Annotated in this window: 14 protein-coding genes; 3 read left to right on the forward strand and 11 right to left on the reverse strand. The window is 71.2% G+C overall.

Going from position 1 to position 15933, the window contains the following annotated elements:
- Positions 1-54: 54 nt before the first annotated feature.
- Positions 55-1113, reverse strand: a complete 1059-nt coding sequence (gene had, locus IPQ09_03440) for a 6-hydroxycyclohex-1-ene-1-carbonyl-CoA dehydrogenase (protein MBL0193274.1) — start codon at positions 1111-1113, stop codon at positions 55-57.
- Between the two features lie 82 nt (positions 1114-1195).
- Between had and IPQ09_03445 the strand changes: the two genes are divergently transcribed.
- A complete protein-coding gene (locus tag IPQ09_03445; GenBank protein ID MBL0193275.1) occupies positions 1196-1792 on the forward strand; it encodes a hemerythrin domain-containing protein in 597 nt (198 codons plus the stop codon).
- A gap of 487 nt (positions 1793-2279) precedes the next feature.
- Here IPQ09_03445 and IPQ09_03450 read toward each other — a convergent pair whose 3' ends face one another.
- The 8 genes from IPQ09_03450 to IPQ09_03485 all read right to left on the reverse strand — a co-directional run bounded on the left by IPQ09_03450 (position 2280) and on the right by IPQ09_03485 (position 11216).
- Positions 2280-3197, reverse strand: coding sequence for a benzoyl-CoA reductase subunit D (locus IPQ09_03450; protein MBL0193276.1), 918 nt, complete (start codon positions 3195-3197; stop codon positions 2280-2282).
- Positions 3194-4549: a benzoyl-CoA reductase subunit A gene (locus IPQ09_03455; protein ID MBL0193277.1), complete on the reverse strand. Its 1356-nt coding sequence runs from the start codon at positions 4547-4549 to the stop codon at positions 3194-3196. The genes IPQ09_03450 and IPQ09_03455 overlap by 4 nt, the downstream gene beginning before the upstream one ends.
- Positions 4546-5913 (reverse strand): benzoyl-CoA reductase subunit B, encoded by a 1368-nt coding sequence (gene bcrB, locus IPQ09_03460; GenBank protein ID MBL0193278.1) that lies wholly within the window; start codon positions 5911-5913, stop codon positions 4546-4548. The genes IPQ09_03455 and bcrB overlap by 4 nt, the downstream gene beginning before the upstream one ends.
- Positions 5910-7106: a benzoyl-CoA reductase subunit C gene (bcrC, locus tag IPQ09_03465; GenBank protein ID MBL0193279.1), complete on the reverse strand. Its 1197-nt coding sequence runs from the start codon at positions 7104-7106 to the stop codon at positions 5910-5912. The genes bcrB and bcrC overlap by 4 nt, the downstream gene beginning before the upstream one ends.
- Positions 7107-7202: 96 nt before the next feature.
- A complete protein-coding gene (locus tag IPQ09_03470) occupies positions 7203-7982 on the reverse strand; it encodes an enoyl-CoA hydratase/isomerase family protein (GenBank protein MBL0193280.1) in 780 nt (259 codons plus the stop codon).
- Positions 7979-9106 carry a 6-oxocyclohex-1-ene-1-carbonyl-CoA hydratase gene (oah, locus tag IPQ09_03475; protein ID MBL0193281.1) on the reverse strand — a complete coding sequence of 376 codons (1128 nt, stop codon included), beginning with the start codon at positions 9104-9106 and terminating at the stop codon, positions 7979-7981. The genes IPQ09_03470 and oah overlap by 4 nt, the downstream gene beginning before the upstream one ends.
- 287 nt (positions 9107-9393) lie before the next feature.
- Positions 9394-10713: a PQQ-like beta-propeller repeat protein gene (locus tag IPQ09_03480; GenBank protein MBL0193282.1), complete on the reverse strand. Its 1320-nt coding sequence runs from the start codon at positions 10711-10713 to the stop codon at positions 9394-9396.
- Positions 10710-11216: a hypothetical protein gene (locus IPQ09_03485; protein MBL0193283.1), complete on the reverse strand. Its 507-nt coding sequence runs from the start codon at positions 11214-11216 to the stop codon at positions 10710-10712. The genes IPQ09_03480 and IPQ09_03485 overlap by 4 nt, the downstream gene beginning before the upstream one ends.
- A gap of 245 nt (positions 11217-11461) precedes the next feature.
- On the opposite strand from IPQ09_03485, the gene IPQ09_03490 reads away from it, so the two are divergent.
- On the forward strand, positions 11462-13306 hold the full coding sequence (locus tag IPQ09_03490; protein MBL0193284.1) for a hypothetical protein: 1845 nt from the start codon (positions 11462-11464) through the stop codon (positions 13304-13306).
- Between the two features lie 4 nt (positions 13307-13310).
- On the forward strand, positions 13311-13781 hold the full coding sequence (locus tag IPQ09_03495) for a hypothetical protein (protein MBL0193285.1): 471 nt from the start codon (positions 13311-13313) through the stop codon (positions 13779-13781).
- A 45-nt stretch (positions 13782-13826) separates the two neighbouring features.
- Here IPQ09_03495 and IPQ09_03500 read toward each other — a convergent pair whose 3' ends face one another.
- Together IPQ09_03500 and IPQ09_03505 are read right to left on the reverse strand one after the other, a co-directional pair.
- Complete coding sequence (locus tag IPQ09_03500) at positions 13827-14636, reverse strand: hypothetical protein (GenBank protein ID MBL0193286.1); 810 nt, start codon at positions 14634-14636, stop codon at positions 13827-13829.
- Positions 14633-15853, reverse strand: a complete 1221-nt coding sequence (locus IPQ09_03505) for a hypothetical protein (protein MBL0193287.1) — start codon at positions 15851-15853, stop codon at positions 14633-14635. Before IPQ09_03505 ends, IPQ09_03500 begins: the two co-directional genes overlap by 4 nt.
- Positions 15854-15933 lie beyond the last annotated feature (80 nt).

A 15933-nucleotide genomic window follows, 5' to 3' on the forward strand; every position in this document is an offset into this window, starting at 1 on the left:
CTCCCGGGCTCGCATCCATGGTGCCTCCTCCTCTTCGTGGCCCCGTCAGTTCACTCACCGCCGCGGGTCGAAGACGACCCTCCGCGTCAACCGATGATTGGCCATGTCGTCCAGAATCCCATTGACCTCGGACAGCGGCGCGTGTTCGACGAACGGCGCCAGCGCGACACGACCCGAATAAATCAGGTCGAGGACAGCCGGGTAGGCCTCGGGCGGACATCCCCACGTCCCGTGCACAGTGGCGTCGAAGGCCATCAGGTTCGAGAGGCGCAGCTCGACCGGGCTCGCGCAATACCCAGCCTGGACCATGGTCGCGGCCGGCGCGAGCAGGGTGAACGCGAGCGTTTGCCCCTTTGGCGTCCCGCTGCATTCGAAGACTCGATATCGGAGCGAGGGCACGCCCCAGTCGGCCGCGAGGCGATGCACCTCTTTCCGTATTTCCTTCGGCGGGCGATCGCCCACGACGACGCCGTGCTCCGCGCCGTGGGCGGCGACGAGCGCGAGGCGCGAGGCCTCCACGTCGATCGCCACGACCCGCGCGCCGAGCGCTCGCGCGATCTGGATGACGTAGCCGCCCACGCCGCCCGCCCCCACGACGAACGCGACGTCTCCGGCCACGAGGCCCGCGCGGACGACCGCCTGATAGGCTGTCGACACGGCGTCGGCCACGACGGCGAGGTGGCGAGGATCGACGCTCGGAGGCACGTCCGTGAGTGGCACGAGGGGCGCCGCGGGGAGCGTCACGTGGGTCGCGAACCCCCCGTGGACGTCGTTGCCGGGCATCTTCTGCTTCGGGCACGCGTTCCCACGCCCGGCGCGGCAGAAGTCGCAGCTGCCGCAGGGCAGCACCGCCGGCACGAGCACGCGCGCGCCGACGAGGGCCTCGTGGGCGCCACCGGCCGCTACCACCCGGCCGACGATCTCGTGCCCGAGCACCAGCGGCAGCGCGTGACGGGGCGCGACCTCCCCGCGCGCGTACGCGAGGTCGGTGTGGCATAGCCCACACGCCTCGACCTCGACCACCGCCTGGTGTTCCGCGAGGCTCGCGAGCTCGAGCGACTGCCGCTCGAGGGGCGCGCCCGCCGCCGTCAGCACATAGGCCTCGAATGACATCGCGAGAGTGTGCCGCGTGCGCCCGCGCGCCAGCTGACGAATATCAACACACGGCGCGCTCGCGCGGGATGAATTACAGCCAATGACCGATAGATGGCTGAAGGGCGACGGGGACGCAGTGCTGCGGACGCTCGTCGGAGAGCACCGGCGCATCGAGGCGCTCCTCGACACGCTCGAACGGATGGGCGAGGCGATCGAGCGGGGGGAGGACCTCCCCCGGCCCCACCTCTGCGAGCTGACGGCGCTCCTGAAGGCGTACGCGGACGCGCACCACCACAGGAAGGAGGAGGAGATCCTCTTCCGCGCGATGGTGGCCGCGGGCCTCAGCGACGAGGAGGGTCCGGTCGCGTTCATGCTCGAGCAGCACGACGAGGGGCGGGATCTGGTCTCCCGCCTGGGCGACCTCGCCGAGGGCCCCCCATGGTCCGCGGGCGAGCGGGCCCAGGTCGCGCGCCTCGCGAGGGACTTCGCGATCCTCCTTCGGGCCCACATCCGAGACGAAGACGACGTGGTCTACCCGCTCGCCGTCGCTCGCCTGCGTCCGGCCGCGTGGGCCGACGTGACCCGCGCATGCGCGCAGGCCGACGCCGAGGCCACAGAGGTCGTCACGAACCTCACGCGACGCGCGGACGCGCTCGTGCAGCTCTACGCTACCGCGACACGCCCCGCCATCGCCTAGCTGCTCTAGCACACCTGCGAGACTTCATTCTCGCAGTGGTGGTAGTTGGCCGCGGGAGCGGACAAGCCGGAGGGGTGAAGCGGCCAGCATTGTGGCCGAGAGGGGGCGCCGCGCCCCCTCCGGGACAGGGCTAGCACGACTGCCGTTCGCGCAGCGAACTGCGTAGCGAGAGGGAACCTCTCAGTAGTGCTAGTCCCCTGGAAGCGTGATCCCTTCCAGAAGTCGGGCGGCTCGGCCTTTCGCCACAAGGGAGCGAGGGGGTGTCCCGTTTTCGGCGGCGGTGGGAGGATACTCATGTTCGAGGGTCGGCGTTCTCGCGCGGTCACACCCGAAACCACTGTCCCCTGAGCGCAAAGCGCCGCCTCCACCGCGCGGAACGACGTCCGAGTTGAGGACGGGCCCGCCGCCGCCGAAAACGGGGCACCCCATCGCTCCTCGGCATGACACCGAAGACCCGACTTCTGATACGAACCACGACTCCAGGGGACTAGCTCGCCCCGGAGAGAGGGAGGAGCGCCGGCGACACGTCGCCTCCCGGCAGGCTCGCCCGTGCCCGACGGCGCTCGAGCTGGTCAAAGCGGAACGCCCCGAGCATGGCGGCGCCGAGCGCCCCGGCGAGCGACGAGAGCGGGTGAACGCGCACCGTGAGCGGCGCGAGCGCCTTCTTCGGCGAGCGCCGCTCGTTCGCGAGCAACCCGGCCAGAACCGCGACGAGGCCCGTGTCGTGGGCGAGGCCTCCGGTCACCGCCACCACCCCCTCCGCGCCGGCAGCGCGCGCGAGCCTCACGAGGCGCCCGGCGATGCTGAGGTGAATGCCGCGGAGGATGTCCCCGGCGCCGAGCCCGCGCGCGACCATGTTGATGACGTCCGTCTCGGCGAGCACAGCGCAGACGCTCGACACCTCCTCGACCTGGGTCGACGCGAGCGAGAGCGGTCCGACGTCCTCGAGCGGCACTCCGAGATACCGCGCGATGTTCTCGAGGAACTGCCCCGTACCGCTCGCGCACTGGCTGGTCATGCGGTGTCCGAGGACCTTCCCGCGACCGTCCATCCGCAGCGCCCGCGCGTGCAGCGCGCCAAGATCGAGGACCGCTCGTGCCTCCGGAATGAGCTGGAGTGCGCCGCGCGCGTGCGTGGTCATTCCGTAAAAATGCCCAGTGGCGAACGAGACGGCGTCGACGTCACCCGTGCTCGCGACGTAGCAGAGGTCTCGCTCCGCCACCTTCGCGGTCGCGCAGGCCTCCTCGAAGGTCGCGCGCACCACGTCGAAGACGTTGCGCCGTCGAATGCGCTGGGAGGCGGTGGCGAGGACCTCGACGTCCTCACCCGCGAGGCTGCGCACGAGGCACACTTTGACCGCGCTCGACCCGGCGTCCACGCCCGCCGAGAGGTGGGGGCGGCTCACGACGTCACCTCCAACTGCGCGGCGCGAACGAAGGCGGGTGGAGGCGCGAAGGTGCCGGAGCGCAGGTCGTCGAGCGCAAACATCGCGGCGCCCAGCGCGCCCATGTAGATCGACTCGCTCTGGATATTGAGCGTGACCTCCGCGCCATAGTTCTCGTCGACCAGCTCTCGAAGAATCTTCGTTGCCATAGAGTTATTGCATACTCCGCCGGTAAACGTGAACTCGTCCTTCACCCCTCCGCTTCGGGCGAGGAGCGACATCGCCCTCAGCATGATCGCGCGGTGAAGGCCAGCCAGAATGTCCTCCCGCCTCTGCCCGAGTGAGAGCCTCTCGCGGAGCTCGGCGCCCGCGAACACCGTGCACGTGGAGTTGACCTTGATGGGCTTCTTCGCCTGCAGCGCGAGAGGTCCGAGCTCGTGCAGGCCCAGCCCGAGCTCGTCGGCGATGTATCCCAGGTACCGCCCGCAACCCGCCGCGCACCGGTCGTTCATCTGGAACGAGGTCACGACGCCTCGGTCGTCGATCTGGATCGCCTTGGTGTCTTGTCCGCCAATATCGAGGACGGTGCGTGTGCCAGGGAACACGCGGTGCGCGCCGCGCCCGTGGCAGAGGATCTCACTGCGCACCGCCTCCCTCGGGAACGGGAGGGTTTGTCGCCCGTACCCGGTCCCAACCACGGCGACCTCCTCGATCGGCTCCGCGGTCGCAGACCCGACGGCCTGAGCGAGGCTCGCCGCGATGGCCGCGTCGCCCGAGAGCGTGCCCACCTGAACGACCGCGCGACCGAGCAGGTCGCGCGTGTCGCGCGGCTTGAGCGAGGTCTCGACCTCGATGATGGCGCGGTCATAGAGCGCGACCAGCGGCTCGAAGGCGACCGCCCCGACCCGCGCCAGCGCTTCGGCCTCCGTGACGAACGCCGCGCCCGCGAGGTCTCGGAAGAAGTCGCTGCGGCGGGGGGCGCCGGCCAAGAACAGGGCCGAGGCGTCCCGCCGGACCACGGACACCACGCGCCCGACCGCGTCGCGGAGCGCCGCGGCGTCCGGGCGAGACGAGCGCGCGAGCTGGGCCTCGATCGCGTGCTCGAGAGAGGCCAGGTCGTCGAGGAACAGCTCGAGGCGGAAGGCGTCTCGCAGCGGGGAGAGCCACGCGCGCGCCGGATCCGTCTGGCCGAGCGCTCGGTCGAGCATGTCGAAGCGCGCGGCGGTGTGAGCCTCGATGCGCGCCACAGCGCACGCGACCTCGTAGTTGCTTCGGCTATTCGTGATTCCCCTGCCGAGGGTGACGCCCGACTCGTCGAGCATCACCGCTTTGGTGGTCGTGGAGCCGAGGTCTATGCCCAATACGCACCTCATCGCTCCCCTCCTTCGGTCGGCTCGCCCGACTGCAGCACCGTGAGGGCTCGCCGCCCCTCCGTGCGTTTCGGCAGGGGCGCGTCGGGCGCCCCCCGCCGCGACTCGAGCACCTGGAGGAAGCTCTGGATCCGGTTCTCGATGTTGGCCTTTCCGAAATAGCGAGGGTCGACGAGGTCGGACTCGATGAACCCACCGGGCACCCCCGTGCGCTCCTCGAGCTGCCTCAGCATCAGGAGCTGGCCCACGCTGAACGAGTTGCAGGACTTGACGCTGTTGATGACGAACCCGTCGGCGTTGTAGTCCTTGATGTAGCGCTCGAGGAGATCGGTCCGCGCGGGCAGCCCGAGGTTCGTGTAGCAACCCAGACAGTAATCGGCCAGGCTCTCGAGCGGTCTCCGATAGTCGTGTCGGAACCCTCCGTCGTAGAGCCCGCCCACGCGCGTGTACGTACTCGCCACCACCACCGCGCCCTCGCGGCTGAACATCCGCCAGAAGTCGTGGAATGACGTCCAGTTCGGAGGCCCTTCCACCACCAACCGGTAGCGCTCCTTCGTGATCTCTCCGTCGGGCGTGGCGGGGCCGAGCCCATCGGCGATGCGGCGCTCCACCTCGGCGCGCAGCTGACGGTAGTAGCGCACCGCGTCTTCGCTCCCGCGGAACGACGAGAAGATGGGACCTACGTAGTAAACACCCCCGAAATAGCCGTCGATCGGCGAGGGCCGATGCCGCGCGGACTCCCACACCGCGACGAGGTCGTCCTCCGCCTGCGCCGAGAGGTGGAGCCGCCTGGCGAGCTCGTCTCGGTCGAGACGCTTGCCTGCGACCTTCTCGAGCGCCGGGATCACGTCGCGCTCGATCTGCGCGACCACGTAGTCGCGCATCTCCTTCGTCACCTCGCCGTCGGCCTGATAGGGCACGTGCAGCATGACGACCGGGCAGTCGTACTCCTGCTTCAAGATCTCGAACCACTTCATGAACGTGAAGCAGCCCGTGTACGAGAGCAGCAAGAGGTCCGGCTCCGGCAGCTTCGTGCCCGTGGGACCGATGTTGCCGCCCTTCAGCATGCCCAGGTCGCACTTGACGTAGGTGCACACGTCCTCGGAGTGCCCCGCCTTCTCGGCCTCGGCGATGTATCCCGCGGAGCGCTTCCGCATGCCGCTCTGGAGCGCGTTGATCTCGGGCAGCACCGGGAGGAGGTCGAGCGCGCCGAGCAGCTCGGTGACGTTGCCGGGCACGAAGGTGTAGACGACCTTCTTCCCCTCGGCTTTGGCGCGCGCCAGCTTCTCGAAGTGGTCTGCGAGCATGCGCTTCTGGGTGAGCTGGCTCTCGTCTTTGCGACCTTCGGTGTCTGCTTGCTGGTTCATGACGCCGCCCCCCAGAGCTTGACGGCGTCGGAGAACGCGCCGGCCTGCTCGCGAATGACCTGAAATTGTCCCGTATTCTCTGAGAACTTGAGGCTGGTGTGCGGGACGCCGGCGCGCGTGAGGGCGGCCTCCAGCATGGGCTGATCGAGCAAGGCGGGGTCGCAGAAGGAGGCCGCGGCGAAGATGACGCCCTCGGCGTCGTAGGCGCGCACGCGCGAGATCAGACTGCGTCCCTTGACCAGGTCCCCGATATAGCGCGAGGCGTTGTCCCGTCCTCGCGTGAGGTATGCGCGCACCAAGCACTCGATCGGGTCGGCGGCGGCGTCGAGGTCGATGGGCCCGTCGATCATGCGCAACCCGAGCTGGAAGTCGTCGTCGACGATGTCGCACCCGCTCTTCTCCAGCGCGCGGATGAGCTCGAGCGGGGGCTGCTCGCAGAAGCTCCCCACCAGCACCACGCGGACGTTGTCCACCGGCCGCGCCTCTCGGACGAGCGCTGCGGCCACGAACTCGCGAATCAGCGCGGCGTGGGCGCTCGCCTCCAGGGCGGCGCCGGCTCGCACCACGGCATAGGCCTCACTCGCGCGACATCTCCACGGCTCCCGGCGGCGGAGGTCGTCGAGCTCCATCAGCGCCTGGCGGCGGTCGTTTTCGGCCCGAATCGCCGCACGCAGGGCGTCTGCCTCGAGAGGCTTCGCGCCTCTCGCCGCGAGATCGCGCGCGATGCGCCTGAGCTCCAGCGCGTAGAACTTACCCCCCACCTCCGGGTCGAAGTTCTGCGGCAGATCGAGGTAGGTGGAGTACGTCTCGGGGAAAAGCATCTGCCACATTCCGCCGAGGTTGCGGATGACGTCGCAGATGGCGGGGAACAGCATCCCGTCCAGCGCGGAGAGATCTCCCGCGAGGCCGAGCTCCACCGTACTCCGCGGGATATGGCAAATGTAGGACTGAAAGTACGAGTCTCCCCGGATGATGTCGAGGGAGTCTCCTCCTCCGAACACGGCGACCGGCAAGCACCCAATCGCCTCGATCAACGGGCGCGGCGCGTACACCGGCATGTGCCCCACCGCCAGGCCTCCGGGGTTCCGGAGCTTCCACTCCATGACCCCTGCCATTCGGCGGTCCTCGACGAGCTCGCTGGCGCGCGCGAGCACGTCCATAGCTCTCTCAGCGTGTGGCTCGTTCGTGGTCATCTTCATTCCTCTGTCGGGTCGCGAGGTGGGGTCTGGGCGTGATGATTGGCAATGACCGCGCGACGGCGGTGTCGGGGTCGGCGGGTCGCCGCGGGCTCACTCGCCGGTCCATATCGGTGGGCGGCGCGCGATGAACGCCTCGATGCCCTCCTGGCCGTCGCGGCTCGGGGCGACCCGCGCGAGGTAGCGCGCCTCCGCCGCGTCGAGCGGCGATCCGAGGCTCTGGAGGAGGCCCGACCCGTGACGAGCGGCCCACGTCGCCTCGCGCAGCGCGTACGCCGAGAGCGACGCGAGGTGGTGATCGTACCACTCCCTCAGCCACTCGCGGGGCTCGCGCTCGGTGGGTATCACCGCCGCGACCATTCCCGAGGCGGCTGCCTGCGCCGCGTCGATCTCGGCCCCGGTGAGGATGAGCCGCTCGGAGAGCGCGCCGCCGAGCCGGTGGTGCCCGAGGACACACAGCACGGGTGGGACGACCCCCAGCTTCACCTCGGGGCACGCGAACACCGCGCTCCGCGCGGCGAACACGAGGTGCGAGGCGAGGACGAGCTCGAACGCCCCGCCGAGGCAGCGGCCGAGCACGAGCGACGCCACGGGCACTGGGTAGCCGGCCACGGCTCTCACGAGGCGATGGAACGACTGGAGCATCTCGGGTGCGGTGTCGGCGCGGTGCTCTGGCACCGATGCACCAAAGGAGAAGTGCTCCCCCTCGCCACGCAGCACGACGAGCTTCAACTCGCGCTGCTCGCGGTGAGCTGCCAGCGCGGCGTCGATCTCGCCCATCATGGCCATCGTGAGCACGTTGGATCGCGGCGCCGAGAGCACGATGTGGAGGACCGCGCCGTCGCGCTCACGCTCCACCGCGATCGCGCTCACGTCGCACCGCGGCGGTCGGTCGCGCGGCGCTCGCGTGCCGATTTAGGGAGCACCTGTTCGATCAGGCTATCGTCGAAGGTCGCCCCCTCGGCGAGGCGCGTCCGGAGCAGCGCGAAGTCGATCTCACGCTCGGCTCGGTCGCCGTAGTGGAAGGCCGCGAAGCCCGCGGCCGCCTCGGTCATCATGTTGAGCGCGAGCCACGAGCGGCTGGTCTCGGCGTTCTGGTGCCAGTGCTCGAGCTTCTTCTTTCGCAGGCTCTCGAGCGTCTTTCGTGTGCAGTCGGGGAACGTGTAGAGGAGCGTGGTCGCGAGCCTATCCACCGCGGCGTCGAGCTCCGCGAGGTCGATCACGCAGGCCTTCGCCGCCGCCTTGGCCGCGTCGAGGGCGGCGCCCGTCTTCCACTCGCCGTGCACGATGCGCCCGAGCTCGTCGACATAGCGCTCGGTCACCACCAGCGGGTTTGGGACGAACGCGCCGTCGGCGCCTCGGTGCACGGGCGCGACCTCGGTGAGGAGGCCGAGGCGCATCGCCTTATGGGCGCTCCAGGGCTGGCAGAGCGACAGCGACTCGGCCGCGTGCGAGACGCCAACGAAGAGGTGGAGGAAGTCGGTCGCGCCGCCGTCGGGCGCAGAGCCGTGAATGGGCCCGGCCTGGCCAAAGCGCGCGTGGTCTCCCGCGACCGAGAAGTCGCAGGCCATGCCGATCTCTTGTCCTCCGCCGATCCGCATGCCGTTGACGCGGCAGATGACGGGCTTGTCGCACTGGAGGAGGCCCGTCACCATGTCGTTGAAGAGGCGCATGTACTGGAGGTATTCCAGCGGGCGCCCCGCGTAGTAGCTGGCGTACTCGGCCGTGTTCCCGCCCGTGCAGAAGGCGCGATTGCCTGCCGCCGTGAGCACCACGCAGACCGCGCGCCGGTCGTTGCTCGCGCGGCGAAGCCCGAGGATCACCTCTTTGACCGCGGCCGTCGTGTACGAGTTGAGCTGCGCTTCGTTGTCGAGGGTAAGCCACACCTGATGGAGCCCCGCCACGGGCACGCCGTCCCTGCCCAACACGGGCCGCTCTTCGTAGCGAATGTGGCTCGGCGCACCGTGCGGCACGAGATCATGACTCTTGAGTTCCATCGTGCTCCTCCGCGCGCGACGTTCCGCGCCGGTCCAATCTGGTGCCGGAGGAACGACCCTCCCCACATGATCTGGATCAACTGATGGGCGCGGCACCGGGCGCGGCGCAGGGATTCGGCTGATCGCTGTTGCCCTCGGTCAAGTCGCGTCCTCCCCTCGACCCCAACCGTGCGGCTGCCCGCACCGCTCGACCATCACCGTCGTCTGTACAGGCTCCCGTGGAGTGCCCGGACGCGAGGGTCACGCGGGGAGCTTGTGGGCGACCCGCGTACGCGCGCGGCAGACCGTCACTGCGCGGCCAGCGCGTACACTCGCCCGTCCTCGGACGGGACCACGAGAGTGCCGTCGCGAAGGAGGGTGAGCGGAGCGTCGACGTCACCTCCGGTGCGAAACGCGAGGACGCGCGCCCCCTCCGGGGAGACGCCGTAGACCTCGTCGTCTTGGGCGCCGAAGTAGAGCGTGCCGCTCGCGTCTTCGAGGGCGCCCCCGTGCACACCGAACTCGCGTGAGCCCGTGCCTTGGAGGGCGAAGGCCCCCGCGACCGCGTCGCCCCGCACCCGCACGAGCCTCGGCGCCGGGCCGTAGGTGCCCACGACGACGTCGCCGTTCCGCGCGATCGAGAGCGGGCCGCGCACGTACCCGCCGACCTTGACGCGCCCAAGCACGCCGCCGTTCGGCGCGAGATGCGCGATCTCGCCGGCGTCGGTGCCGAAGTACACGCTGCCGTCGTCGGCGACGGCGGGCGATCCGTCCACGTCGGCGCCGAGAGGCGTCCGGAACACCACGGCCCCGGTCGAGACGCGCACACCGTAGGCGTGGTCGTCTTGGGCGCCGAAAACCACGAGGTCGCCGGCCAGCGCGGGCGCGGTGAACACCTTGCGCTTGGCCTGCAGCCGACGCACGACGTTGCCTCGACGGTCGATCCACGCGAGCGTGCGCCCCGCGACGACGAAGACCTCGCCGCTGGGCAGGAGCAGCGGCGCCACGTCGACCTCGCCGCCGAGCTCCACCCGGAAGCTCACCTGCCCGGCGGGGCTCACGGCGAAGAGCTTCCCCGCGTCGCTCCCCACATACACCGTGCCGTCGCCGGCCACGGCCGGCGCGGTGTAGCTGCGCTCGCCGAGGTCCACCCGAAACCGCTCACGGCCAGCGCGGTCCAACGCGACGAGCGCGCCGGCGAGCGTGGCGACGTAGAGGGTCTGCTCGTCGGGTGAGCAGGTCACCTGCGCGGCGACGGCGCCGCCCACGGCGGCCGCGAACACGAGACGCGCAGACCGAGGGCCCACGGCGGCGGAGCGGTGGGTCCGCGCGGCGTCGCCGTGCTGCACGCGGGGGCTCCCCTCGGGCACACGCGCCGCCGGCGGCGGCGTCGGACCGGTGAGTCCGGGCGCTCGGGCCGAGCCAGGCGCCGGCGCGACGAGCCCCGCGGCGGCAGGTTCCGTGCATTCTACACTTGCTGCCGTCGAGTCGGCCGCGGGCGATCGCGGGACCGCCACGCGAGCGACGACCGCGCCAGCGACGAGGGCCGCCAGCGCCGCGACCGGCAGCACGGAGACCAGCGAGGCGGCGCGGGGCGCCCCGAGGAGCCGCCCGCGAAGTGGGCTCACCTCTTGCCGCGAGAGCGCTCGCTGGACGGCCCGCTCCGGACGGCCGACGCGCTGGCGCGTGCGCGCGCCGCCTCCGCGCAAGGGGCGCCCAGCGCGTGAGCCGCCTCACCGGGCTGGCGCCGGGCGAGCCAGCCGATGAGCGTGAGCCCGGCGAGGCGCACCGGCTGAGGCACCTCGCTCTCGTGCAGGAGCCTCGTGAGATCGCCGATGAGGCGCATGCGCGAGCACTCGTCGTGTGCGCCCGCCGCGTGGGAGCCGGGCGCGCGGGCGCCGTGGAGGGCGGCCCACGCCTCCATCGTCATGGTGGACGAGCTCGGCATGTCGGAGTCCTCCGGCGCCATCACCGCCGAGGCCACGACGCTGGACTCACGGGTGCGCGCGCGCGTGCGAGAGCTCGGCGGCTCGGAGCCTTTCGCCACGAACGTGTCGCTGTCGCGGCTGGCGGCGGGCTCGGCAGTCTCGCGGATCGCGTCGTGCGCTTCGTCGCGGGAGTCACGCGTCAAGCTGGGACCTCTCGTTCGGGGGTGGCATCTTTCGCCTCGGCAATTGGAGCGGAACGACTCGTCATAGGGCAAATTTCCGCGAGATCAAGCGGTCTTGTATGCACCGCGTCGTAGGCATCTCTCGTGCCACGTTCCCGCGCCGCTCCCTACTCCTCGGGCGCCGAGCGGCACATGAGGGCGCGGGGAGCCATGGCGGGGTTTCGGGGTGGAGCTTGGAGGAGACCTCGGATAGTTCTGGAGGTTGGATGCCTGGGATCCCCCCTCCACGCGAAGGCGACGCCGAAGACGTCATTTGGGCTCTCCAGACCGCGGAGACCCAGTGGCAGCGCCAAGAGCGCGGAGACGCGCTCGTTTGGCTGCGTCGCGCGGTGCTGTCGGCGGGCGAGGCCCACCACGACGACCGCATGATCGAGCTCGCGCGGCACGCGGTCGAGCTGGCCGAACGCCTCGAACACGGCGCGGTCGGCGTCACGAACGAGGACGGCGAGGGAGACGGTCTCCTCGTCGACGACGCGGACATCGAGTCGTTGCCGCCGTCGGGTCCTGCGGTGTTCTCGCCCTCGGAGATCCCCTCCATCCCCGCGCTGGTCCTGCCACCCGACCTCGAGGAGCACCCCGAGGAGCGGCACGCGCCGAGCCCGCCCCCCGACGAACCTCCGATCGTCAGCGTCGTCTCCGAGCCGCCGAGCCCGCGCCCCCCGTTGGCCCCCGCGAGCCCAGCGCGACCACCGCCCCCAGCCGCCTCAAAGCCTTCACCTCGGCAACCCTCGACCCCGCCGAGGCCCGCGCTCCGGGCGGGCCCGCCCCCGCCCGCCGCGGCGCCGGCCGACGCGCAGCGTCCCACCGCTCCGCCGCGCGCCGACGACGCGGCGCCGCGCACCCCCTCGCGTCCCGCCTTGCCCGGGCCCAAACGCCTCACGCAGGAGCTCGTGCGGCCCGCGATTCGCCCCGTGAGCGCCGCGTCGCACCGGGCCGTTCGTCCCAGCCAGCCGCCGCGCGCGGGCACCGTCCCACCGCCAGAACCCGGGCCGGTCGGGGCCGCGAGCCCCGCCGCCGAGGGCCCGACCGAGCGCGACGGCGCCCGCGGGTTGTTGCCACTCCGCGCGGAGCACTCGACGGTCATCCACGAGGCCGAGGACGACGAGGTCACGCCGGCCCCCACGCCGGCCCCCACGCTCCCCCCGGGCGCGGGCGAGCGCGTCGGCGTGCGCGACGCCGCGCTTCCGGCGGAGGGCGCAGACGAAGACGCGCTCCTCGACGCGCTCGAGGCCCCTGCCGCGGCGCCACCCGCCGCACCCCCGGGGGCTTCCGAGCCCCGACCGGCGCTCCACTCGCACCCTCCGAAGTCCGTTCCTCCGCTCGCGCTCGACGACGTCGACGCGTTCGCAGACCTCCCCGACGACGCGCGCCACACCTTCGCCACCGCCGCAACGCAGGTGCGCCTGCGCGCCGGGGAAGAGGTCGCCGGGTTCGCGCTCGCCTACGTCGTGGAGGGTGAGGTCGACGTCGCGCCGCGGGGCATTCCCGTGACCGCCACGCACCTGGCGACGGGCTCCGTCCTCCGCGCGCAAGGTACCCCCACCGACGCGCCTCCGGTCCGCCTCGTGTGCACGACCGCCTCGGCGCACGTCGCCGTGTGGACCGACGAGGCGGTGCTCGCGGCGTTCCGCAGCTGCCCGTGGGTCGAGGACGACCTCCGCTCCGCCGCCGACCCCATCCTAGCGCTCGTAGGGATGAGCATGGGAGCGCTCGGGCGACGGCTCGACGACGCGCTACGCGCGCACGTGGGCGCGCTGCTCAAGGTGCGCTCGCTCCTCGCCGGCGAGGTCATCGCCGAGGCCGGGGCGCCCGTGCCGGGGCTCGTGGTCGTCGGGGCCGGGCGCCTGGAGCTCACCCAGCAAGACGCGGTCGTCGGCGAGCTCCCGCCCGGGGAGTTTCTCTTCGCCGATCAGGTGCTCGCGGCGGGCTCGGCCCCCTTCGGCGCACGCGCGGGCGCGGGCGGGGCGCTGGTCTTGGCCGGCAACCGGGCGGTCGCGCAGGAGCTGATGGTCACCTGCCCGCCCCTGCTCGAAATCCTGGCCGGGATGTGAGCCCGTGACGCACGCCGCGGTCCCCGCCACGAACCGCGAGGAGGAGGCGCGCCACCTGCTCGCCCTCTACGCGGGGGATCCCGCGAAGGTCATGGGCACCGTCGAGACCCAGCTCGGCGTGCTCGCCGCGCGCGCGCAGACGCTGCTCTCCTTGACCGGCCTCACGATCACCGTGACGGGCTTCTCGGGCACGAGCATCGCCAGCACGAGCCGCGCGGCCGCGGCGCTCATCGTCACGGGCCTCGTGCTCGTGCTCCTCGGGGCGGGCCAGTGCATCGCCGGGATCCTCGCGGTGCGGTGGACCACCTCGATCGCGCCCTGCACCCTCGAGCGGGCGCTCCTCCACGCGCTGGCCCGACGCGACGAGAAGACCCGCGCGTACACGCGCGCGCTCGCGCTCGTCATCGCGGGGCTCACCGCCTACGTGCTCAGCGTGAGCCTCCTCTTGCTCGCGGTGCCGCCGAAGCCAGGGTGAGGCGCGGCCCGACGGCTCGCCCGTGCCGACGTCTCGGAGCAGGGCTCAGAACTCGAACGCGAGGCCCATGCTCCACGAGTTGGCGCCCACGCGTAGCGGGGCCGCCTGGCCGATCCCGTTCAACATGCTGAGGTAATACTCGGCGTAGAAGTACGTGTTGTTGATGCCCACGGTCTGATCCATGCTCCGCGACGCGGCGGGGTCGAGAAAGTCGAGCGCGAGCGCCAAGCCTCCGGCGACGTGGGTGCCGAAGGTGTAGCCCTCGCCCCGCACGGTGCCCGTCGCGGTCTTCGCCTCGGCCGTGCCGCCCGTGTTGCCGGCGCGCCAGAGCCCTAGGCCGAGCCCGCCCTTCACGTACGGCACGAACGGCACGCCCGCGTCGCGCCAGAGCACGTCGACGCGGAGCACGGCCACCGAGTAGAGCGACCAGATGTCGAGGGAGGTCTCGTCGCCGGAGAGCGAGCCGTCGCGCAGCAAGCGCGCCGTGTCGCTCATGTTGGTGTACCCCACGCCGAGGCCCGGGCCGATGGACCCGAAGTGCGGAATCCGCAGCGCCTGCCAGTCGAGCTCGCCGCCGAACAAGAGGCGCGGCATCGTGCCGAAGGTGGTCTGGTACGGCTTGCCGCGCAGCCCAGGCTCTTCGTCGATCTGCGGGGTGTAGGGCGAGAAGCGGAGCTCGAGCGCGAAGTGCTGTGGCGTCGCGTAGAGCGAGCGTCGGCGCGCCATCGACTCGGCCGCGCGGGCCTCTCCCTCGTCGAGCAAGCCCGCGAGGAGCGCGACGAGGAGCCCGCCGCCGAGGAGCCCGCTTCTGCGCGCGCGCCGTGACACGTTGCAAAGAAAACCAAGCGAGATCATCGAGTTGCATTCCTTGCGCGGCGCCGGAGAAGCGAGGCCACGAGCACGAAGAGGGGGAAGGTCGACAGCAACCCGCCCACCGGCGCGGCGTCGGTGGAGCAGCCCCCGGCTTGGCCGCCCGAGTCGCGGTAGACCTGCCAGAAGTCGCTCGTGAGGCCCGGCGTGGCGCACGTGGGCTCGACGAGCGTGCCCACGTTCCCGAACGAGTCGAGCGCCGCCACGGCCACGGCGTACGTCTGGTCGTTCGTGAGGGCTTGGCCGTTGAACGACTCGACGACGACCCGCGCGCCGGTGCCGCCCGTCTGCGCGCACAGGTACTTCGCGTCCGGCAGCGCGGACTGGCTACCCGCGGGCGGCGCGAGGTTGGTCGAGCTGCAGGAGCCGCCGGTGCTCGGGACCGCCTGAGGGGTGGTCGTGCACGCGTCCGCGGCCGCCGCCGCATCCGAGGGCCCGGCGTCGGCGTCGGCGTCGCTGCCCGAGGAGGTCGCGTCCGGGCACGAGACGACCTGCTTCGTGTCAGGCGCCTTGGAGGTGGGCTTGTCGTCGCAGTAGACCCGCACGCCCACTTGGTCGACCGCCCCCGCCTCGCCGACAGCGTCCCACGTGACGATGAGCCGCGTGTTCCCCGGGAGCACCTTGAGCCCGGACAGCGAGGCCGGGCCGACCGTCTTCACCTGGATGTCCACCTGGTCGGTCGTGCCGATGGGATCCGTGCCCGCGCCCTGGACCCACATGAAGAAGAGGCTGTAGGTCGTGAGGGCGACGTCCTTGCAGACGGTGGCGTCCTTCGAATAGTCGCCGACGCTCGTGTCGGTCCGGCGCGTCATGATGTTGCGCACCGGGATGTTGATGGTCTGCGCCTGGGCGTTCGGCAGATCTCCGTAGGGGCGCCAGCACTGCTGGGTCGTGCCCGAGCGCGCGGCGATCGGCTTGCAGTCTTGCGTGCCAGCCCAAACCTGGAGCGACTGATTCGGGGTGAAGCCCGAGGCCGTGTAGGTGATCTCGAGGGTCTGGTTGCCGAAACAGTCGTCGTAGCTGATGGCCTCCGGGTTCACCTGGCGCTTCGTGACGACTGAGCCGTCCGACGCCCGACGAATGAGAGAAGCCTTGTTGGAGATCGCGACGGTCTGGGCGCTCGCGCGGCCGCCGAACGAGAGGACGCCGAGCACGACGCTGAGCAGGAGGAGCGCGGAGAGGACGTGGCGAGGGCGCGGCATCTTTGGGGGGGCGAAGCATACCCTGTGCCAACGAAAAGACGACGAAATCCGACCCCCGAAGCGCCCGCTCAGGGTCGCCC

Source organism: Myxococcales bacterium (assembly GCA_016720545.1).
In the GTDB taxonomy this organism is placed as follows: domain Bacteria; phylum Myxococcota_A; class Polyangia; order Polyangiales; family Polyangiaceae; genus JAAFHV01.

Bases quoted from the DNA above. Each gene is read 5' to 3' on its own strand.
- oah (MBL0193281.1), bottom strand. From the start codon at position 9,106: ATGGAACTCAAGAGTCATGATCTCGTGCCGCACGGTGCGCCGAGCCAC.
- IPQ09_03505 (MBL0193287.1), bottom strand. From the start codon at position 15,853: ATGCCGCGCCCTCGCCACGTCCTCTCCGCGCTCCTCCTGCTCAGCGTC.
- IPQ09_03500 (MBL0193286.1), bottom strand. From the start codon at position 14,636: ATGATCTCGCTTGGTTTTCTTTGCAACGTGTCACGGCGCGCGCGCAGA.
- bcrC (MBL0193279.1), bottom strand. From the start codon at position 7,106: ATGACCACGAACGAGCCACACGCTGAGAGAGCTATGGACGTGCTCGCG.
- had (MBL0193274.1), bottom strand. From the start codon at position 1,113: ATGTCATTCGAGGCCTATGTGCTGACGGCGGCGGGCGCGCCCCTCGAG.
- bcrB (MBL0193278.1), bottom strand. From the start codon at position 5,913: ATGAACCAGCAAGCAGACACCGAAGGTCGCAAAGACGAGAGCCAGCTC.
- IPQ09_03445 (MBL0193275.1), top strand. From the start codon at position 1,196: ATGACCGATAGATGGCTGAAGGGCGACGGGGACGCAGTGCTGCGGACG.
- IPQ09_03455 (MBL0193277.1), bottom strand. From the start codon at position 4,549: ATGAGGTGCGTATTGGGCATAGACCTCGGCTCCACGACCACCAAAGCG.
- IPQ09_03490 (MBL0193284.1), top strand. From the start codon at position 11,462: ATGCCTGGGATCCCCCCTCCACGCGAAGGCGACGCCGAAGACGTCATT.